The organism is Carboxylicivirga taeanensis (assembly GCF_051851475.1).
GTDB lineage: Bacteria > Bacteroidota > Bacteroidia > Bacteroidales > Marinilabiliaceae > Carboxylicivirga > Carboxylicivirga taeanensis.
The window spans coordinates 126,637-148,674 of sequence record NZ_JBPUSJ010000005.1 but is presented as its reverse complement, the minus strand read 5'-3'; the positions used below and the strand labels follow the sequence as shown (position 1 = coordinate 148,674).

Annotated in this window: 17 protein-coding genes; 3 read left to right on the top strand and 14 right to left on the bottom strand. The window is 40.5% G+C overall.

Annotated elements, in window-relative coordinates:
• Nucleotides 1–5: 5 nt before the first annotated feature.
• Nucleotides 6–248, bottom strand: a complete 243-nt coding sequence (locus ACSX1H_RS09510) for an acyl carrier protein (RefSeq protein WP_439183625.1) — start codon at nucleotides 246–248, stop codon at nucleotides 6–8.
• 803 nt (nucleotides 249–1,051) lie between these two features.
• Here ACSX1H_RS09510 and ACSX1H_RS09505 point away from each other — a divergent pair.
• Entirely contained in the window at nucleotides 1,052–2,719 is a 1,668-nt protein-coding gene (locus tag ACSX1H_RS09505) for a choice-of-anchor Q domain-containing protein (protein WP_439183624.1), read from the top strand.
• Between the two features lie 190 nt (nucleotides 2,720–2,909).
• Here ACSX1H_RS09505 and ACSX1H_RS09500 read toward each other — a convergent pair whose 3' ends face one another.
• The 13 genes from ACSX1H_RS09500 to wecB all read right to left on the bottom strand — a co-directional run bounded on the left by ACSX1H_RS09500 (nucleotide 2,910) and on the right by wecB (nucleotide 18,761).
• Nucleotides 2,910–3,875, bottom strand: coding sequence for an acyltransferase family protein (locus ACSX1H_RS09500; RefSeq protein ID WP_439183623.1), 966 nt, complete (start codon nucleotides 3,873–3,875; stop codon nucleotides 2,910–2,912).
• A gap of 49 nt (nucleotides 3,876–3,924) precedes the next feature.
• A complete protein-coding gene (locus ACSX1H_RS09495; RefSeq protein WP_439183622.1) occupies nucleotides 3,925–4,866 on the bottom strand; it encodes a polysaccharide deacetylase family protein in 942 nt (313 codons plus the stop codon).
• A 105-nt stretch (nucleotides 4,867–4,971) separates the two neighbouring features.
• Nucleotides 4,972–6,084 carry a glycosyltransferase family 4 protein gene (locus tag ACSX1H_RS09490; protein ID WP_439183621.1) on the bottom strand — a complete coding sequence of 371 codons (1,113 nt, stop codon included), beginning with the start codon at nucleotides 6,082–6,084 and terminating at the stop codon, nucleotides 4,972–4,974.
• 9 nt (nucleotides 6,085–6,093) lie between these two features.
• Nucleotides 6,094–7,341, bottom strand: coding sequence for a hypothetical protein (locus tag ACSX1H_RS09485; protein ID WP_439183620.1), 1,248 nt, complete (start codon nucleotides 7,339–7,341; stop codon nucleotides 6,094–6,096).
• On the bottom strand, nucleotides 7,341–9,647 hold the full coding sequence (locus ACSX1H_RS09480) for a GumC family protein (RefSeq protein WP_439183619.1): 2,307 nt from the start codon (nucleotides 9,645–9,647) through the stop codon (nucleotides 7,341–7,343). Before ACSX1H_RS09480 ends, ACSX1H_RS09485 begins: the two co-directional genes overlap by 1 nt.
• A 15-nt stretch (nucleotides 9,648–9,662) precedes the next feature.
• Nucleotides 9,663–10,433, bottom strand: a complete 771-nt coding sequence (locus ACSX1H_RS09475; RefSeq protein WP_439183618.1) for a polysaccharide biosynthesis/export family protein — start codon at nucleotides 10,431–10,433, stop codon at nucleotides 9,663–9,665.
• A 147-nt stretch (nucleotides 10,434–10,580) separates the two neighbouring features.
• Nucleotides 10,581–11,522, bottom strand: a complete 942-nt coding sequence (locus ACSX1H_RS09470; protein ID WP_439183617.1) for a glycosyltransferase family 2 protein — start codon at nucleotides 11,520–11,522, stop codon at nucleotides 10,581–10,583.
• A 28-nt stretch (nucleotides 11,523–11,550) separates the two neighbouring features.
• Nucleotides 11,551–13,092, bottom strand: coding sequence for an oligosaccharide flippase family protein (locus tag ACSX1H_RS09465; RefSeq protein WP_439183616.1), 1,542 nt, complete (start codon nucleotides 13,090–13,092; stop codon nucleotides 11,551–11,553).
• Between the two features lie 7 nt (nucleotides 13,093–13,099).
• Nucleotides 13,100–14,317 carry a T9SS type A sorting domain-containing protein gene (locus ACSX1H_RS09460; RefSeq protein WP_439183615.1) on the bottom strand — a complete coding sequence of 406 codons (1,218 nt, stop codon included), beginning with the start codon at nucleotides 14,315–14,317 and terminating at the stop codon, nucleotides 13,100–13,102.
• Nucleotides 14,318–14,368: 51 nt separating this feature from the next.
• Complete coding sequence (locus tag ACSX1H_RS09455) at nucleotides 14,369–15,349, bottom strand: GNAT family N-acetyltransferase (protein WP_439183614.1); 981 nt, start codon at nucleotides 15,347–15,349, stop codon at nucleotides 14,369–14,371.
• A gap of 9 nt (nucleotides 15,350–15,358) precedes the next feature.
• Complete coding sequence (locus ACSX1H_RS09450) at nucleotides 15,359–16,063, bottom strand: hypothetical protein (protein WP_439183613.1); 705 nt, start codon at nucleotides 16,061–16,063, stop codon at nucleotides 15,359–15,361.
• A gap of 220 nt (nucleotides 16,064–16,283) precedes the next feature.
• Complete coding sequence (wecC, locus tag ACSX1H_RS09445; protein WP_439183612.1) at nucleotides 16,284–17,498, bottom strand: UDP-N-acetyl-D-mannosamine dehydrogenase; 1,215 nt, start codon at nucleotides 17,496–17,498, stop codon at nucleotides 16,284–16,286.
• Nucleotides 17,499–17,642: 144 nt separating this feature from the next.
• On the bottom strand, nucleotides 17,643–18,761 hold the full coding sequence (wecB, locus tag ACSX1H_RS09440) for a non-hydrolyzing UDP-N-acetylglucosamine 2-epimerase (protein ID WP_439183611.1): 1,119 nt from the start codon (nucleotides 18,759–18,761) through the stop codon (nucleotides 17,643–17,645).
• A gap of 461 nt (nucleotides 18,762–19,222) precedes the next feature.
• Here wecB and ACSX1H_RS09435 point away from each other — a divergent pair, with 461 nt between their 5' ends.
• Both ACSX1H_RS09435 and ACSX1H_RS09430 read left to right on the top strand, forming a co-directional pair.
• Entirely contained in the window at nucleotides 19,223–20,281 is a 1,059-nt protein-coding gene (locus tag ACSX1H_RS09435) for a hypothetical protein (RefSeq protein WP_439183610.1), read from the top strand.
• Between the two features lie 103 nt (nucleotides 20,282–20,384).
• The gene (locus ACSX1H_RS09430; protein WP_439183609.1) at nucleotides 20,385–21,959 is read left to right on the top strand and encodes a right-handed parallel beta-helix repeat-containing protein; all 1,575 of its coding nucleotides are present in this window, start codon (nucleotides 20,385–20,387) and stop codon (nucleotides 21,957–21,959) included.
• Nucleotides 21,960–22,038: the final 79 nt, after the last annotated feature.

Genomic DNA, 22,038 nt, shown 5'->3' with positions numbered 1-22,038 from the left:
CTATTCTAGCTTTGTGAGACTAACTTTCTTTCAAGAAACGCCACAATCGCATTTACGCTCTGGAAATTCTCTTCTGACAAATCAGTATCATCTATTTTTACGCCCCACTCCTCATCCAAAAAAGTAATCAAACTTAACAATCCCATTGAGTCGAATACCCCTTCTTCAAAAAGCATTAATTCATCGCCTAGTGATGAAGTATCCATGAACGTAATCTCTCCAATGAATTCCTTAATTTTCTCTTTCATATCTCCCTATTAATTTAAGTACCAATATACTTAACTAGAGGTTATGTAGAGCCATTTTTTGTCAGACACACAAAATAATTCCACTAAACAATGGTTTCGTGGTATTAACAAAATCAGCTACTTATAAGTCATTTTGAGTTTTTGGCGCCATCCCTGATTTATGACCATGCAATCTTCTGCCTCACCTCACCTGGCCATAAAAAGCACCAACCATTAGCGGCGTATCAGTCGTTTGACAAACGACTATCCATGATCAACAAACCACCTCCTGTAATCTTAAAAAATACCACAGATGCCATAGTGCATCCGAATCACCAGATGTGACGAACCACATCCTCCAACAGCCCCGTACTTTCTTTTAAATTTACGCAATGATACCATCTGTCATCTACTCCGCCACCCTCACCCTATCCACTTCATCACCCCACTAATTGTGAAATAGTTATACTGACACTTAGAAATAGAATGACAAATGTCACTTTTCTGGCTAAAACAAATGTTAAGCCGAAAATCACCTTCATTCTTTGCAAGCCCTTACGCTCTCTGGGATTGGTCACAATAACATATCCCACTGAATGTTAAAACATTAAAAAAACCGGAATTTTTAACAACATTTTTGATGAACATTCGTATTTGATACATAAATTGCGCCAGATTATTGACATAGACCTTATGCATAACTGATACATTTTTTTGCGATAGAGGGTACCTAAATAAAGCATAAAAAAAAGAAGTATAGTGGGGTGAATGTTTAGAAGCACTGCTTTTAAACGTAATGGATTAATTATGTAAAAAATTTAATTATGAGTAGGACGGTTTTCTTTTTATTATTAGTTATAACATCCATCTTTTATGTTGGATGTGAACAAGATGCAATTATCGATGAATCAGGCCCAACAGTTCCTGAAGAAAAACCAGATGAAATATTACCCCCAAGCATGGGAAAGTTTCCAACTCCTGGTTTACTGGAAACCCCAATCAGCAGTAGCGAGATCAAATCAACCGACGGAACACAGTATTACGTAGCCAACGTTAGTACTAACGGAGACGGTACTAAAGCCAACCCATTTAACGACATTAACAACGCACTGGCAATAGCTGAACCAGGCGATCAGATTTACGTAAAATCAGGAACTTACCTGATCAACAGCAGAATAGCCACAATGAATGATGCCACACAGGAAAAACCAATTCTTATTGAGGCTGAAGATTTGTATGATAGACCAATTCTAAAAAGAGCCCCCGGCTACGGCGGCGAAATCTTCCTGATACGCAATCAGTACTACATTGTGAGTGGTTTTGTTATGGACGGCAGCTGGGCACATGAAGACTTTAATATGAAGTACTGGAACGAAGAGCTTCAATTGAATGAAAGAGCCTTTAGAGAACTGGTAGTTTTTGCTCACTACGGCATGCCAAGAGAGGTTGATGGCCAGAGTATTAGCTTTGACAACTACCTTGGATACAATGGCGATAACTCAACTCTTCGCAATTGCGAGGTTAAAAATGCAAAAGTAGGTGGCGTAACCGTTGCTGCAGACAATATCACAATTGAAAACTGCGAAATTCACCATATTTTGAGAGGCTCTGAAAATGGCCCGGTTGATGCGCACGCCATAACAGGTACACACTGTAACAACTTAAAAATTATACATTGCGATATACACCACGCATCGGGAGACTGTTTACAGGTAGATCCGGACAGGTATAATAAATGTGCTGAGAAGCTTTGGGATAACCTGACTGTGGAACACACCAGATTATGGACAGGACCATTAGCCCAAAATTCGGGTGACTGGAGTGCAGGCGCTTCACCTGGTGAAAACGGGATTGATACCAAAACTTACGAAAACGAACCATTAACACATCGCCCTAAGGTAACAATTACAAATATCTTAGTGCATGATTTTGCCAAGGTTCCATTCTTTAGTAACCGCTCGGTATTCAACGTAAAGTACCAAACAGATTGGACATTCAATGCTGTTACAGCTTATAACAACCAGTTTGTTTTCAGAATGAGAGGTGAAGTTAATAATGAGGAACAAGGAGGTGCACATGCTACCATCCACAATGTTCTTGCCTTCAACAACGAGTACGTTTTCAGGTTTGAACGGATGATAAAGAATATGACCATTACACATGCTACCTGTGGCCCAAATGACAACTTCTTCTTCCATGACCAGGGAGAGCGAAACGATGATGGAGAGACCTGGGCTGCTGATTTAGATACCTATGTAATGAAGAATTGCTTATTCTATTCAGATACGAAGCCTTACGAAGCCTTTGATGCTTCAAACATGATTGCCGATGAAGATGACTTTGTCGATATGTCGGCCAATAACTTTAGGCTAGCCGGAGGGGCGGCTGCAATTAATGGTGGTGATGTCATCTCAGGACTTGGTAATGACATTACCGGCAATACAAGAGTTCAAAGTGAGCGCCCTGATGTTGGAGCCTACGAAGCACAATAATACGCATAGACGGTTGATCTGAGTTCTAAAATTTATGTCGAACTGAGGTTATTATTAATAAATACAAAAAGCAGAGCCAGGCATATTGCCGACTCTGCTTTTGTTTTTTTTGATTTGACCAAATACACCTGGAGCTTCAGCCTGAAAAAGCCCATCTGATAAATCCGTTCATGCCGAAAACCATTACGCGTTATTTCTTGAACACAGCCAAGTGCCGGATGAAACCCGGTAGCCCTCTTTTAACTTTTAAGCCCAATGTAATTAGCACAACAGAAGTTAAAAAAACAATTACCGGCAACAGTAGCTTGGGTAAGCTAAAAAAAGTGCGATAAAACACCAAAAGCCAGACATGTATTAAATAGATGTTCGTTGAATAGACCGCCAACATCTTCCCATCAACATTCATCTTTAGATTAAATTTTGAAGTGAGAATAAATAATGACGGCGCCAACACTAAAGCTGAGAGTTTTATATCTATTTCCCTGTGCAGGTTAAGTTGATTGTAAAAAAAATAGCTCTCCAGATTTATCAAAACAAGCCCCACACAAACGAGTAATATCGATTGTGCCCGATTTAGCTTTGCTGCTACATTTTGTTGCCGGATGTAATAGCCAACATAAAAATAAGGAAAGCCAATAAAAATAAAGCTTCTATAAATGTAACGCGAGTGTTTACTTAAGTAGGGGAAGTCAGTGAAAAAATCTGTAATAAATCCCAGCTGAATTATATATCCGGTAACAAGTAGAAAAAAAGCTAAACCAATAAGTAGTGATGCCTTCACATCCTTAAGCGCATAAACACATATACCGGCATAAACAATTGCAATCAAGTACCATAGATGATGCCACCCCATAAACAGCTTCATCATGAAATTCGCAAAATCCATCACAAACCACATTGGAATGTATACGGCCATCCATATCAGATAGATGAGTAAAATCTTTTTAAACCATCTGATGACTTTATGACCATTAACGGCATTACTAAAGTAGTACCCACTAATTATTAAGAAAATAGGTACAACAATCCTAAAAAGTCCATTATTCAGGTAATAGCTTAAACTTTCACTTGTATCTGTTAAAAACTTTGCATGGCCGGTTATCACAAGAAAGGCCAATAACAATTTAAGCAGATCAAGCAGCTTATTTCTTTGCATGTGAAATACTTAAGCGACCAGCTACTTTTCTATACTGCGGGAGCCCAATTTAATTATACTGCACTCCAGCCAGTTGCTTCCAGTCAATTAAAAAGATATCGTTTTGAGAGATGATATTTTTTAAATCAGGATTACTAAAAAAATCATAATCCTTCTGCCTCCATAAAGCCCCATAACTAACATCTTCACCCATAAATGATCGGAGAACACTATCTGCCAGGGCCGGATGGATTAAAATTTGATTAATTCCCGGCTCCAATGAAGTAATAAACTCCAAATAACCATCACCATGGCTTTCATTGTCTGCAACAGTGCCTCTCAAATAAGTATTGTCGATGATAATAATGTTGTGGTCAAATTCAGCCAACACTTTTGACAGCTCTCTGGTAATGGCCCTCTCCGGAATAAAGACAGGTAAATTGTATTCGGTTCCAACTTTAATGTAAACCCTCAGAAAATCGGCACTGCCATAAAGCACCCCCATATGGCTATCGAGGTGTGTTATAGGAATTCCGCTGGCAATAGCCTTGTCTATTTGCGCCTTAAGCTCCTTATAAACCTCATCAGGGTTGGCGTGCTTATAAACATCTTTCTTATGGGAATAAAAGTATCCTTCACTGGTAAGTAAAGACGGTATTTCATTAGGCTCTGCTATTGCCCCCCACTTATACTTATCCCATTCGGAAGTCAGAGTTAAGTGCACACCCCAATCAAACTCTGGCCTGACCTTAGCATACTCTGCAATTTCGTCAAACGCCCTGCAGTTAACCATAATACTGGCCGAGTTAATCAAGCCATTTTCTTTCGCATCAATAAAAGCTTTATTGGTAGAAGAAGTAAGTCCCAAATCATCAGCATGAACAATTAAAAATTTATCCCCTGCACCAAACCCCAGTTGTGTAGCAGAGTTATTGAAATAAGGCTCAAGCCAATAAAAGCTGGAGACAAGACCAACAACCAGTATGCTCACAACAAATAATTTTCGTCTCATATTTTAGGAATAATGTTGGTTTTTGAAGCCAGCTTAATCGTATGTTCTTACTCATTTGTCCACCTTAAGAACAATTAAGTCAAGTGACCTTTTTATATAACCAAATTAACTATCAATAAGTTCACTATAAATGTGATGCATTTCATCTATCATTCTTTTGTAGGCAAACTTTTCATTAACAGTTTTCTGTGCTTCATCACCCATTGCAGCTAACAGTTCGCTATTATCTAACAAGCGGCTTAATAACTTATATGCCTCAGTAATATTATTGTCTTCAATTTTAAACCCATTAACGCCATCCTCTATTATCTCATCATTTCCCATGGCCTTGGTGGCAATAACCGGTTTTCCGGCAGCCATATACTCTAATATAGAATTTGATATTCCTTCGGAGTGGCCGTTGGCAGTGAATAATATGCCAAGGTCAAAGTACTTCAAAAGGCTTTCTACGGCATTGATATGCCCCATAAACTTTAAATTGGGCGTCATCAGTTCATAGTCTTTACAGGTAGCTGTTTGCTGTTCATTGCCACTGCCTATGCCAATAAAATCAACATCTCCTCTCTCCTTCTCCACATACGCAGCTAAATTGGCAAAAGCAGCCCAGTCTTTTCTGGCCGACAAAGCACCTATCATCACTACCTTGTATTTTCGTTTAAGCTGGGCAGTTACCCTGTTTTTTTCTTCTTCTATCTCTCTGTGATGCCTTGCAAAATCATAGCCATTATGCACAAAACGGCTCTTCCCAAGAGGAGCCGAATAAGTGGCCAGCCCGGCTTTTGTATTAGACATAATTATATCTGACAAAGGAAAGGTGAGTATTTTTTCGAGCCAAAGAACGGAAAATACTTTCGGCTTTTTCGTGTTCGTAATCATTGAGTTAACCGTAGGTACGCCCATAAAGCGGGCAACAGGCAGGGCATAAAACGCACTCATCCCTCCCCAGGCTTGAATCACATCTGGCTGATGTGCTTTCAGGTATTTATAAAGCCTCCCATAGACCGTAATATCTTTTTTTACTTTTCGCTTTATTACCTTCACTTCAACATTTATATCTTTAATATAATCATACTGAATACAATCACGTAAAATAATTATTGTGACCTGATAGTTATAAAACTGTATCAACCCCCGGGCAATCTCCAGCATGCGCCTTTCTTTCCCTCCGATACCCAAATTCTCGGTGACCATCACTAGTTTAAGTTTCCTATTTTCCATCCTTTTTTTTCAAATATTGCTGATACGCTGTGTCTCCACAACTTTTATTGCAAGCCCCAAAAACATAAAAATAATCGTTCTAAACGTCAGCTCGTAAAAACCTCCAATGCTGGAAACAGCCAAAGAAGTCAATAAAATAGCCCAGAACATGCCATGCAATTCAACAACAATGGGTGTCTTTTTTGCATTCCGGTAGGCAATAATAAACTTCAGAATAATTTGTATATAAATTAAGAGATACAAGAGAGTACCTATCAAGCCTAACCCGTGAATCAGCTTATTGTAATCGAGGTGAATAGGCCGATGACCCAACAAACCATGATAATAGTTTCCCTTGGAGTTTAGGGCTTCTTTTCCGAACAGAAAAGTCCAATACGACACGTCGTTGCCAAGCCTTTCGGTGGTCACTGCCACGCTCTCAATATATCTGCCCTCTTCTTCAATAGAGTTGGCATGCTCGCCAAATACGTGCTCCCGGTTGGCCATACTATCCATCAGTATATCTCCATACAAAGGATAAGCTAAAAAGGCCAGCGTTACGCCAACTACCAGCGTCAATATAAATTTTGCTTTGCGCTGTGTAAAAACAAACATAACACATAAACCAATTAGCGGAAGGGCAATCGCTGTGCGACGCAGCATAAGTACCAGTTCTATGAAAATAATACCGGTTACCACAAAAAGCGGAATGACAAACCGGTTATACCTCCTAAAAAATAGTATTAGAGGAAATAGAATAATGAAATAGGAACCAGAATATAGTTTGTTGATAACGATTGAGCCCATTACGAAACTTCCTCCGTATGGATTGGTCCCTATCTTAAAAGTAGCACATATAATACCATTAAGCATGAATACAATGCCCATGAGCACAATGCCATCAAAAAAGTACTTTAAATCCCGACCGTCCTTGCACGCCTCATAAGCCAAAGGCAACATTATTAATGAATCAAAAACACGAATATAGTTCTGAAATGCTTCTGAATAACGCGTTGATCTTAGAACAGATATAAACACATAAAACAAAAACAGCCACACGGCGCTATAAGAACCTATTTTTTCGGGTTTTCTAACATAATAAGTAATTGCACATGCCGCTACAATCAGTGCCCGCAAAGTTCCTATACCTGGTATGGATACATAACCCTGCATGACCTCCAATACCAGCAGAAACAATGGCAAATAGAAAATAAACTTTTCAAGCCCCCATCGGTCATTCTGCTTAAGTGATAGACTGTCGGTATTCAGTGAAAGCATTATTTATAATATTTGCCGTAATAGCCCGAGTTAACTTTAATATCATTAATGATTAAGTTAACGTTTTGACGTGGCACATGCGCCTCCAAGTTCTTAAGCGATTGCTCAATTTGCACAATATCTGAGACTCCCAACCTCACCACAAAGGCGATAATATCCAGATTATCGATTACATGCAGATAATCGGAAACGATGCCAACTGGCGGAAAATCGAGTATTATATAATCATAGGCCGTTTTCAGTTGCTCCAGAATATGGCTTATCCGCTTTTGCCCATCTTCACCCAATATTGACAGGGAAAAGCCTCTGCCTGGCTCAATGTAATGATACGGCTGATCGACTTTTATAACATCCTTGAGTTCTGCCTTCCCGCCCAATACATCGTATATTCCTCTGCCTGATTTTTCTTTCAGAGCTTTACTCTTCCGATAGTCCATATTAATACAAATAACATGCTGCTTACTATCTGCCAGCACCTGCGCTAAATTGAATGAGATAAAGGATTTCCCTTCACTACTCATAGAAGACGTCATCCCCAGTACTTTTGTTGCCTTATTCTTTGAATATACATCGATGTAGTAATTCATATAGCGTAACGACTCCTCAAAAGGCGTATTCTTAATAGATGCTTTTTTTGAATTATCCAGGTGCTTTATTCTTCCAATCACAGGCAGCTTAAAGCCATCTTCGATTTCTTCAAGCGTAAATATTTTTTTATTATACAGGAAAGTACGCAACACAAACAACGAAGGGATAAACACGCCCAAAAAGACTGAAATAAAGTAATTTACCTTCTTACGGGGCAAAACCGGATCATCGCTAACCAGCCGAGCCGGATTAACGATTTCCTTATTGGGCAGGTTTGACTCTTTCGACATTTCCGCCTCTGCCCGTTTTCTAAGCAGAAATGAGTACAACTCATCCTCAAGGTTAAAACGCCGCTCAAACTTGGCCAGCCTAATTTCCTTATCGGGCGCCCTTCTGGCCTCATTAGCCAACTCATTGATACGCGCATTTAAGTCTTTTCTCCCCAATTCGAGACGACTGAGTTTACTTTTCAAATGGTTTTGAATATTATCCATTTCGGCATTTATGCGACTATCCAACTCTTCAACAAAAATATTTTTTGAATTGTCCCCATTGTTGGCTACCCCTCTTCGTTGAGCGAACAATTCTAAAAGGCCGGTTACTAATTGAGAAAGTACCATGTCCTCTACACTCCCTTGCGATGGTAAGACAAAATTCTGAAAATCATTCTCAATCAACTGATCATTAAGCACTTTATAGTATTGATAGGAAAAATCCAGTTCGGCCTTTTCGCGCTGCAATTCTGCAATCAATTGAAGGCGCTGCTGGTTTTGTGCACTTATATCGGTCAGGTTCTGAGATGATTTGTATGTTTTCAATAACGATTCAGCACTTGACAGTGAATCCTCAACCATGGCAATTTGATAATCGATGTAATTGATTGTTGCCTGAGCCAGTTGGTTTTTCTTTTCCAGATCCTCCGACAGGTACTCATCGAGTAAGTAGGTCATAAACAACTCTCCCCGCTTGGGAATTGTGGTAAGAAGATTTACTTCAGCCGCAGTTACCTGAGTGCCTAATATATTTACCCGAATTGTATTGCGGTAATGATCAACCTGTTTGTAGAAGTTGTTAATTTTAAAGGAATAGCTGTAATTAGGATGAAATTCGACCTCCATATTATCTTCCAGCACAAACGAGAAACATGCCGTGGTAATGGTATCATTAAGGGTCACATATTCATCATATTCATATTTGGGCAGTTCTCCAATCTTTTGCCAGGTTAGGGTGTTAAATAAAGAAACTTCTTCGCCATTTGCTTTTAGGCGAAGCCTCCCATCTTCTTCCCGTTCTATCTCAAACTCCATCTCAACCCCCTGCACGTGGCTTCTATTCAGTTGCACCTTAAACGGATAGCCAGACCACACTTCTTGCTTTCTCTTGAAAAACCCTTGCCTAACAAAGTAGCTCACATTAATATCCAGGCGCTTTAGAACCGCCTCAATGTTCTTATAAGATGTCAGGTACAGAATTTCATTCCGAAAACCTTCTGCCGTCCTGCTACTCGAAAAGCCCTGTTGAATCTCAACCGGAGCCAGCGAACGATCATACTGCTGGCTGGTTCGAACAAGAACAGTTGCCTGAACCTGGTATTTCTTTTCGGCCAGTTTGGTTAAAATATAACCACTAACACTACATATTATAACTGACAGGATGTAATAGTATCGGTACTTCCAAATGATTTTAAACAACCTGTCCTGATCTAATTTTAAAGGCATTGTAAAACAGTTTAATTACTCATTTAAATTGGTAATAAAATAGTACACTGTAATTGAAGTAGTTAGCAATGCAAGAATAGTCGTCCAGTTTAGGGAACTCAACTGGCGGTTCTTTTGCTTAACGGCATTGATAACAATAATGTCATTTGGATACACGAAATACTCCTCCCCATTAAAATAATCCGGTTCAGTCAGATCCACCGTTAACGTTTTCAATTCATTACCCGTTCGCCGAAGAATATGGACCTCATCCTTCTTACCAAAATCAGATACTCCGCCAGCTAAAGCAATTGCCCGCAAGAGCTCAATTTTATCCTCTGAAAATTCATACATGCCAGGGGTTCTTAATTCGCCCACCAGGGAAACCAGATTACTTTGAATACGGACCTTAACCACCAGCTGATTTAGGTATTCCATCAATTCTGACTCGATTTTTTTACCGGCCTCTTCCTGTGATAAACCATAAACCTCTATGCTCCCAATGAACGGAAAATTCACTTTGCCATAATCGTCTACTATGTAGGTGGTGTAGTTGACGTCCTGGCTGCTTGTTCCACGAAAAATACTATTCACCCGCTCATTCACACTCAACACTTCTATTATCAGACGATCGCCATATTGAATGAGACGCTTTTGGGCTTCAGGAATTTCGAGATTGAAGCTGGTGTGATCCTCAAGCTCCTTAAAGTAACTAACTTTTTTATGTGGAATACAAGAAGTAAGGTTTAGAAGTATTCCCAGACAAAATAGTTTGATTATCGAATAAACGACTTGTTTGTTTGCCATTTGACTCATCGATTAATTTGTTAGGTTTGATTCAATTTTTCACCGTAAAGGTGCTTGTACGCCGTCACTGCTTTTTATCAAAAATCAGCCACTAACATACCAGCAGCATTTTAACCGCCACTTTGAGGCCTAAAGCCAATCGGCTAGCTAGTAACCATAACACTTGGCCATGATTTTATTAATTAACTCTCCGTTCAGACCATTTTTACCTAAATAGCAGTACATGTTTAGAACAAACTTCTTTTTACCAATGTTCCAATTCTGCCACACTTCTTTCATTTCAATTAACTCCCGAAACTTGCCATCCCTAATGCCCACTCTGAAACAGCGATCATATTCCTGTTTCATAAACTCTTCAATACCATCTAATCGGCTCTGCTCCGTTTCCTTTCTCATTTCTTCCAGCGCCTTAACTCTTCGCTCGAAACGCCTTTCAGCCACCGAACTTAATGAATTAGGCATAATGTTATAATTATTTACATCGCTAATATTATAGCCAATATGTGGATATTGGAGAGCTATACGTAGCCACAGCTCCCGATCTTCGCCGGTTGTTAAATGCTCTTTAAACCCTTTCAGATCTCTTAATATGTCTGTTTTTATCACTACACTGGTAGTTGACACCAGAAACCCATCATTTATAAAGGCATCATAAAAGAAGTTTCTCACGTTCCCATTAAGTCCGGCTTCTTTACTTTTAGGGGAATAGTTCATTTTACTGCTACTGCCCTTACTCTTCCTAATAACACCGGTATACCAGTGTATGTTAGGATTTTCTGACAATGTTTCAGTAGCATAACGAAGGTGGTGCGGGTGCCAGGTATCATCGGCATCTAAAAAGGCGATAAAGTCTCCTGTTGCCAGCCTGATGCCTTCATTGCGGGCCGATGAGGCTCCTCCATTCGCTTTGTGAAGCACTTTTAACTGCGCTTGATACTTCGACAGAATTTGAGCCGTACTATCTGTTGAACCATCGTTTACTACAATCACCTCAAATGGTTGATAGCTCTGCTTAAATACACTTTGAAGCGCATTTTCGACGGTATCGGCACTATTATAGGTCGGAATAATTACAGATATTTTTGACATAGCAATGGCGAAAGGTTAATTAATACTCTTATATTCTTAGTAGGCGAAAAGTTCTTAATTTAGCGGGTAACATATTTACCAGCTCTTCTCTGTCTCTTTTATGTAACAAAATGAGCCAAAACACGATAAATCCAAGCAGTGCAAAAACCGCCCCCAGCACAATGACTGAAAAAAGAGACTCCAGAGCAAGATATTCGTAGGTCAGCTTAATTAGAAAAAACATAGAAAACAGGTAACAGGTACCAATTATCAAGTCTTTGAAAAAATAAAGTTTGTTTTGTCCCAATACATGGGCCGCGTAGTAGGGTGCAAATACAGCTCCCTGCAGCAAAACAACAATTCCATTGGCTACAGCAACACCAACAATGCCCCAGGCCAAAATTTTAACAAACGCGAGCGCCAGAATTACATCCAGCACGCCCAGAATAATCGTTACGAGTGCCGGCACCTTTATTTTATTATACGCTCTGAACACGGCAAAAAGGCTACCTATTGCAAAGGTAAAAGACAAGGGAAGTATTTTAATTATTAAAACGGAACTAAGGTGCTGAAACTCCTCTCCAAGCCAATGAATCAATAACGGAACAGACAGGCCACAAAGAATAGCGATGATGGTCCCCAATGTGAGGTTTAAAACCTTAACACCCAGCCTGCAAACTTTTAAGATTTTATCCTTTTGTTCGTGAGCAAAATAAATTAAAATAACAGGACCAAACAGGCCTGAAAAAGTCACTGATACTGCTTTTAACAGGTTGCCCCAAGTGAGAATGGTACCATATTCACCAGCGGCCAGACTGCCAATAAGGAGGTTAACAATTAATACATCGACGTTAAAAATTAGTAAATCCCCTCCCTGGTGCACAAAAGTCCACCCTCCAAAGCTCAACAGCTTTTTTGTCCATTTTTTAGAAAAGGCATCTGGACGAAAAACCAATTCACTATATTCTTTATTCCCCAGGTAGTAAGAGCACATTAACACTATTATGGAGGCTACCAATGAAGCAATACCAACAAACTGCAGTTTAGGACCAAAAACAATAAATAATAAAATAATGACTAACAAGCGAGTGGCAATTCGTATGATGTCGATAATTTTAATACGGTCGAGCCTGTTATTGGCATACAGAGGTATTTTGTAGACGCTGCCAAACAGGTTAATTAAAAATGCCAGAAACGAATAAAAGAACAAAGCAATACAGTCCTTAATTAACTCCGAAGGAATATTAATTAAGGCATCAATCTTGTAAGCGACGTAGGTAAAAGCCGGAAATAAAACAATAACAATGCCCCCTAGCAGCATCAGGGCAGTACTATATATCTTTATAGCATTATCTATCTCACTCTTCTGTATCTGAATGGACAAAAACCTGGATACAGAAACAACTATGGCATTGGTAAAAAAACTAACATATTGCGTAAAAACTGCCGTCAGCGGAATAAATCCGTAGGCTGCTGCTCCCAAATGTTTTACCAGGTAGGGCACCAGCCAAATACCAACAAAAAAATTGATTAAAAACCCTGCTACACTTAAAACAAAGTTCTTTGGTACTTGCTTCTTTATTTGTCCCACTATTTACTTATAAATTTGCCACTTTCTTACTGTACACTTTTCCCTTTTCGGTGGTTGCCTTAATTATATACAGCCCTTTAGAATAAGCTGTCAGATCGATTGTCCACTCCTTTACCCAGGTTTTCTCCATAATTCTGGTGCCCAAAATATTGTATATCTCAACATTCCGACAAGGTTGCTGGCTTTGCACCTGAAAAAGACTAGTCCCAAGTTGCGCTACCACAAAACGCTTGTCTTCTTGCTCCTCTGCCACCGTTGTCTCACCATTTCCATCCCATCCTACTAAACGTGCGAACATCCACCAGGCTGCTGTTCCTTTTAGCACACAATGCAGGCGACTTTTATCAGGTGTATAGGCATTCTCCGGTTCCCCGTCAGAGTGGGCACAATCAATACAATGAGGAGCAAGCAATGTATAAATAGACTGCGGATTAGCTGCCATCCATTCGTTGCCGGCATTACCCAGTGCCTGATCGTCACTGTTCCAATACGAGTTATCGGTATTGAGATAAAATTGAGGTGTATAGACCTGATCGCCATCGCCAAAATACTGTCCGTCGGGCATATAGGCTTCGAGGGCATAGAAGTCAAAGAGAATCTTTCCGTTATCGCGGCAATACTGTCTTATTTGGGCGTTGTTTTCGATGGACTCTCGGCACTCTCTATTATCTTTATCCACATCCACAGGCCGATCAGCGCTGGCATTACCGGTCATAAAAATAAAGGTTACCGGCACAGGTCGGTTTTCAGTTCCTCCTTCACCATACTTACCTATCAGGTACTCCATGTCTTCGAGGTATTGAGGCACGTTAATTGTGTAGGTATGATAGTCGTAAATCCGGCACCAATTCCACATCACCACATTACACTCCGGATGGCTGTTCAGGTACTCCTCGGTTGATGGCACAAAGCTGGAATAATCTTGCGTCAGATTCTCTGTTCGCTCTTCAATAAACAGGCTGTTCTCTGTTTCGCTATTATTAGAATACCTGAACTTCTCCTCGTATTCGCTGCTGTAATTCATTAAGGCAGACATGCCACCTTCCGTTATCTGGTAGCCGTGCGACGAATGCGAATAAAATATATGCAGTTCGTCTTTCGCTTTTTGAATAAAATTATCCGGTATCTTCGTAAAATCAATACAGTGATGGTCGATAATTATTGCCTCTTGAGCAAATAAACTAATTGGAACACACATAAGCAGCACCAGTAAACCTTTTTTCATAATCATCCAATTTAATTTATATCAAAACCAGTTGAATCTCCAACCAGCAAGTCAAATATTGCGATACCCCTTATCAGATTCAGCAAACGTCAAATGGAAGGGGTAAGCAAGTAATTCATTCACAATATTTTTACCTCCTTTCAGTGTTATTGGTCTTTTATATCTTTCAAATAAATACCCGGCGTTTTTAATATCATTAATTAAGGCCGGGTGTGTACTCATTATAGAAACCGAAATAACTTTCAGCTTACTCAACTCTTTATCAATACTGTGCAACAGCCGCTGTCGGTCGCTTGCAGTGTTCAAAAATGGCAGATGTACAATTTCAGCTCTGTGCTTATTGTTGATGTATACCAACACATATCTTTTGTGGCCATTAACCTTAAATTCAAAGGCATGTAAGCGGGCAAAAGGACAAGAAGCTAACCACTGAACATGCGCTTTGCTAATCCTATTTTGCACTACAGCTTCGTTCATTGGTGATGAAAAATCCACTTCATCCAGCTTGACTTCTTTTAATTCGAACAGCTCGCCCGGCTTGTTAAACAGTCTTAGGCCGCTTGTGTAAATCAAAAATGTCTTCACTATCAGGCGTGGCGACCATTTACCAGCACTTACTATATATTTGAAAGGCCGGATGATGCGCTTCCCAAAAGCCGCCTCTGATGCGGGTTTGAATCCTAAGGTCTTAAAAATACCTTTCATATCGTCAGAGCCGCCAATGCCCATGTAAAAATCTGCTTCGTTGAGTATCTTGAAAAGCAGGTTAATGCCTGTTAACCCCTTGTATTTTTCACTCACTCTCCAAGAAACAGGAATCAGTCCTTTATAGACCTTATCATTGATGACATAGCTTGATTTGACATATCCAATAACCCCAACCACCTTTCCTTCTTTAACTGCTACATAGGCACTGCCATCTTCATCACATGGATGGAAAAACAACCAAGCCAACTCCTCTGTTGATTTGCGATCATTAAAAAGACGGACAACCTGCTCCAAGTCGTCCTTTACTATTTTCCTTATCTCCATGCCTCTTTGCTACCGAAGCGTTGTTACAAAATTCACAAAGTGAGCAGCCAGCATCCGTTTACCTGTTTCATTCAGGTGTCCTCCATCGTAGGTGTATGCGGGGTTCAATGAGCGAACGCTTTCGCCTTTAAATCGCACCAGTGTTTCCTCATTACTGGGTTTAACCGTTTCTAAATAGGCAATATCAAACAACCTGGCATTGCCATATTTCTCTCTTAATAAGGTATTATATTGCTCCCTTACCTGATTGGCTTTGAACTGTGTGTTCCGGTTAAGAAACTCCTTGGCCCAAAGCTTAACTCCGGTATCAACCTGGCGAAGCGGCACCGTAAAGTGTACGATTCTGATATGCGGCTGCTTTGTTTCGATTTCCCGTACAGCCTCCACATAACTGTTAAACACGGTTTGTACATCTGTTGACTCATTAAAGTCGATGTAACAAAATTTGAAGCCTGCATATTTAAAAGGCTTCCCATTATCTACCAGGTAGGATTTAAAGGCATCTATTTTGGAATGGGGATCCCTGTTTTCGCCAATATAATCGTGATAAAAGCCCAATGAGTCAATTTGGTTGCTGTCCTTTAAACCAGCTATCTTCTGAAGGCCATTAATCATCTCAAGTCCATCAACTAAATCCTGACCAACAGACTGGTGACCAAAAAAGAAGGCTTCCGTTTCAACGTTTGTTTTGACTGTCATCTGCTCAATTTTCATTTTTTGTGTTACTTCCTCATTATCCGAACAGGATAGAAATGCAACTCCAATAATAAAACATAGATACCTGAACACTAAATAATTACTTCTTATTTCACGCACAATCATACTTTTGATGTTTTTTACAAATTGTCACTTTTTTTTTCAATTGTCAATTGAGTGCCATGATAGAAAATACGAACTAATCACACCCGACACTCTCATATTCAATTTATTATCTCTACTTAAATATCCCGCAAAAATCAAGAATCACTTTATTATCATCGTATTTAAGCGTTTTGAATTCATCGTGTGCAACCAGAAAAGCTACTATATCGGCCTGCTCATAGGCCGTTTTATATTCGGTTAATTTAAACACCTGATGGCTTTCAATATTGGGCTCTACAAAAAAGACTACCTCATCATTTAAATTCTGAATCACGCGCTGTGCAATGTATTTTGCAGGCGACTCCCGCAGATCATCAATATTCGGTTTGAAGGCCAGTCCCATAATAGCCAATTGCGGACTCCGACCACGAGTTAGCTGAAAAGACTTAATAGTATTTTGGATTTTTTCGGCCACCCAAAAGGCTTTGTAATTATTCGTTTCTCTTGCTTTGCCAATGATTTGCGACTCGCGGGGGTAGTCTGAAACAATAAAATAGGGATCGACAGCTATGCAATGACCTCCAACACCACACCCCGGCTGCAAAATATTTACACGCGGATGTTTATTGGCCAGTTCAATAAGCTCCCACACATTAATTTCAGCTTTGTCACATATCAGTGAAAGCTCATTAGCGAAAGCTATTTGCACATCACGACTGGCATTTTCTGTGAGTTTACACATCTCGGCTGTCCGCGAGTTGGTAGGATGCAGCTTACCTTTCACAAACAAACTATAGAACTCCATGGCTTTCTCCGTCGATCGGCTATCAATACCTCCTATTACCCGGTCGTTTTCTACCAATTCATACATTACATTTCCTGGCAACACCCGCTCGGGACAATAGGCCATAAATAGTTTGTCCTTTAGCTCTGGTCGTTCATGATAAATAATACTCCGCATTTTCTCAGTAGTACCCACCGGTGAGGTCGACTCAATAATATATAAATCGTTGGGTTTGAGATGTGGAATAATATTTCGGGTAGCGGCCTCCACATAGGAAATATCTGGCTCATGATTGTTTTTGAATGGAGTGGGTACAACCACTAAATACACATCGGCTGACTGGACCTCCATAAAGGCTTTCAAATTACCAGCCTCCACGGCCTTTGTAACGTATAGGTTCAGATCTGGCTCTACAATGTGTATTTTGCCTGAATTAATGGTGTCCACCACCGATTCATTCACATCTACTCCACACACCTTAACCCCTTTAGATGCTACTAATGCACTCGTTGGAAGACCAATGTAACCAAGACCGAGGGTGCAAACTGTTATGTTTTTATTCATGTAGTAAGATTTAGTTAAAAGTGGTCACGCATCATCCCGGTAAAAGCGAGATGGTGCAAAAAAGGTTTTGGCAGGTATGAAAGCATGCTGCTGAAATCCAGCAATAACCAATGCAAACAGTTCAGCACCTATACACTAATTCATCTAAACTCGTTTTAAAAAATCGGCAATACGCTCAGCTGCCTGTCCATCTCCATAAGGATTATCCAAGCCACTCATTGCCTCATACCTCGTTTTATTTGTGATTAAGTCACAGGCTTCCTTAACAATCTTTTCCTGATCGGTTCCGACCAACACAACGGTTCCGGCGGTCACTGCTTCTGGCCGCTCGGTTGTTTCCCGCATAACGAGCACAGGCTTACCCAGGCTGGGTGCCTCCTCCTGAACCCCGCCACTATCAGTAATAATAAGTGTAGATCTGTTCATCAGCCAAACAAAGCATTCGTAGGGTTGTGGTTCGATAAGTAAGATATTGGGTACATCACTTAGCAACTCCTTCACCGGCTTCTGCACATTAGGGTTCAGATGCACCGGATACACAATTGTCCCGTCAAAATCACTGGCAATCCTCCTAAGTGCATGACAGATATTCTCAAAACCTCTGCCAAAATTTTCGCGTCGGTGACCGGTCACCAATATCATATCTGTATTATCCGGTATAAGCTGTTTTATACGGGCCAATCCCTCATGATTATCCAAATGCTCAATGGTTTTTAAGCTTTCATATAAAGCATCTATCACGGTGTTACCTGTTACTTCAATCTGATGCTCATGAACACCTTCCTGCAGCAGGTTGGCTTTGGCTATCTCTGTAGGTGCAAAATGATAATCGGTGATACGTCCTGTAATCTGCCTGTTCATTTCTTCCGGAAATGGCGCCCATTTATTGTAGGTTCTTAAACCGGCCTCAACATGGCACACCTTTGAACCATTATAAAAAGCAGCCAGAGCGGCAGCCATTGAGGTGGTGGTATCGCCATGTACCAACACAAAATCGGGCTGGAAGGCTTCCAATACCTCTTTCATTCCCGTAACAATATCGGCCGTTAAAGAATAGAGGTTTTGCCCGGGTTTCATCAGGTTCAAATCGTAATCAGGCTGTATTTGGAAAAGATTCAAAACCTGATCAAGCATCTCTCTGTGCTGAGCTGTAACGCACACCTTCACATCAAATGCGTCTCTATCTTTTTGTAGTGCTTTGAGCACAGGCGCCATCTTAATGGCCTCGGGCCGGGTGCCAAAAGTGACCAATACTTTTCTCATCTATTCAGGTTTTTTTGTTGGGTAAGTGTTCTATATGCTAACAGCTTGTTGACAGCTTTGTTTTCAACAGCACTTTGTGCAACGCTAAACTATGTATACATAGCTCCGCCTGCTCAATCACAAGGTCGCAAAGCGGTTTGAGTCAGTCATTTCACAATCTAAAATACAATTGATATTCTAAGGTTGAGCCTAAAAATGATTAACCACCAGTATTACTTGTTAAAAGGCTAAAAAACAAAGACAAAACTCTTACACCTTAAACCTATTTGTGATATCGATAAACCCGTCGCTTTTTCAACGCCCTGATAGCCAAAATAGTCTGCTTTTAGCATTTTAAAATTTGCACATTGATAACAGAATTAATGCCACTCATCAAATATTACGCGTTTGAGAACTGAAAATATAAGATATTGTAGTCTTAAAATAGAGTTTTTGACCAGCAAATAGATGGATAATTAACCATGAAAATCTTATTCGAATTAAACCACCCGGCACACTTCTACCTTTTTATAAACAGTGCTTTAGCTTTGAAGAAAGAATCACACCAAGTGGCTTTCGTTATCAAAAAGAAGGACATTTTGCAGGATCTGGTGATGCCATATTCTGACGATTTTATTATTTACAACCGCAGGAATAAGGAAAAATACAAAGGGTTGATTAGTAATATCTTATGGATGTTTGAAAGTAACTATAAGATGTGGCAGTTTTGCCGAAAATTTAAGCCTGATGTACTTTTAGGCTCCAATTTTTCGTTCGTCCACATAGGCAGTCTGCTTGGTAAACCAACCTTTGTGTGTCAGGAAGATGATGCTGAAGTCATTCAATCGCTTGTCAAAATCTCTTACCCTTTTGCCTGCAAACTGATCCTACCTGATGTATGTAGTGCCGGTAAGTATGCGCACAAAAAAGTGGCTGTTAAAAGCTATCATGAACTGGCCTATTTGCACCCGGAAATGTTTACGCCCGATGCTTCATTAATAGCTGATGTGATTGATGTGAATAAGCCCTATTTCATCATTCGTTTCTCGGGCTTAAATGCCTACCACGATAAAGGGAAAAAAGGAATTAGTGATGCGCTGGCCACCAAACTGATTGAAGTCCTTAAGCAGCACGGTAATATCTACATTACATCGGAAAGACCCTTAAGTGAAGAGTTTGAGCCATACCGCATCAATTTGCCTCCACAGCTGATTCACCACGCTCTTTACTATGCACAGATTTTTATTGGTGACAGCCAAACAATGGCTGCTGAAGCGGGTGTATTAGGTACCCCATTTATCCGCTTCAATGATTTTATCGGTCAATTAGGTTACCTGAAAGAATTAGAAGAAACCTATCACTTAGGTTTTGGCATTCCATCATCCAATGAGGATGAGCTGATATCCACCTTACAACAACTGGTTCACACCCCGAATCTGAAAGAAGCCTATGCAGCTAAACGACAAAGAATGCTCAAAGAAAAAATTAACTACACCACCTTTTTAGTGGATTTTATTAAAAAGTACCTGCCCACTGACTAAATCACCTGTATTCGCATGGCGAAAGAGCCAACAGCTGTATAATTGGAATCTATCCTTTTTACCGAAAGACGGACTGGTTGCCAATCAATTAAAACAATTGCCTATGATGACTTCTAAAATTGCCATTAGCTTATTCATCACTCTTACTTTGGTATCCCTTACTGGCGTGGCCCAAACAACCGCGTATCCAACTCCCGGATTTAAGGGCGTTCACGCATTCAGCTATCAACAAGCGGGTAAAGCCATCTATGTCGCTCCCGGCGGATCAGGCAATGGCTCAATGAAGAACCCCTTAGGCAGCATACAGGATGCAGTAGCAGCTGCCCGCCCTGGTGACATTGTATATGTTTTCCCTGGGTCCTATGCCATCAACAGTCGCATTGCCACCCACACGCATGGCACCAAAGCCAAACCAATCGTAATTAAAGCCTATGACATTAATCGGCGTCCTGTGTTGTACCGTGCGCCGAATTTTGGAGGGGAGATTTTTCTGGTAAAGCACCGTTACCATATCATTGATGGTTTTATTATTGATGGCAAGTGGGCTAAGGAAGGGTTTAGTAAAAACTACTATAACACCCGGCTTAAAATTAATGAGAAGTCGTACCGATCGCTGGTTGTTTTTGCCCACCATGCCCTGGCCAGAAATATTGACAATAACTGGATTAGCTACGAAGAATATCTCGGACACGATGGTGACTACAGTCGACTAAGAAACTGTGAATTGCGCAACAGCCGCTACGATGCTTGTTTGGTGCATGCCAACCACATTACCATTGAGCACTGCGAAATTCATCATTGCCTGCGTGGAACACCAAATAATCCGAAAGATTGCCACGGCATCAGCTGTTCCCACATGAGCAACCTACTCGTAACCAACACATCCATCCACCATGTATCTGGAGATTGCATTCAGGCCGACCCCGACATTCATAACAAATCGAACACCAAGCTATGGGATAACCTGGATATCCGCCATTGTAAGTTTTACACCTCCCCATTAGACCAAGCATATGCCGATTGGCCGGCTGGTGTATCGCCCGGTGAAAATGGGGTTGACACCAAAACCTTTGAGTCAGAAACGGCATTGTCGCATCGCCCCAAAGTAAATATTTTAAACACCGAAGTACATGGCTTTAGTGCAACACCATATTTCAATAACCGCTCAGCCTTTAATATAAAATTCCGGACCGACTGGACATTAAACGCCATCCATGCCTACGATAATGAGATCGTTTTTCGTATCAGAGGCCAACATAACAACCTCATGCAGGGCTCAGCTACTGCAGTGATAGCTAATGCTTTATGCTACTCCAACCACCTGGTGTTTTTATTTGAACGTAACGTTGATAAGGTAGAAATAGCCTTCTCCACTTTTGTGAAGAACGATACATTCAGCGATCATGCCAATGGTGAAAGAGATGAGATTGGTAATGAATGGGCCGTAAAAAAGGACCACTTCAAACTGCTTAATTCGGTTTTCTTTTCGCTGTTTAAACCATTTGAAGCGACCGACCGCAGCAACCTGGTTGCCCGAAAAACTGATTTCGTTGATTTTGACAACAACGATTTTCGACTGCTCGATAAAACAAATGCCAGAGGTGTTAAGTACCCCCTGATACAGCGGGATATTAAGGGCCAACAACGCACGCGGCCAACGATTGGGGCTTATGAGTAAAATTGTCTGTCAAAATATAAAGCATCTGAACTGTACCACCAATCAATAGTGGATGGCCCACAGAACAAGTTTTTCATCA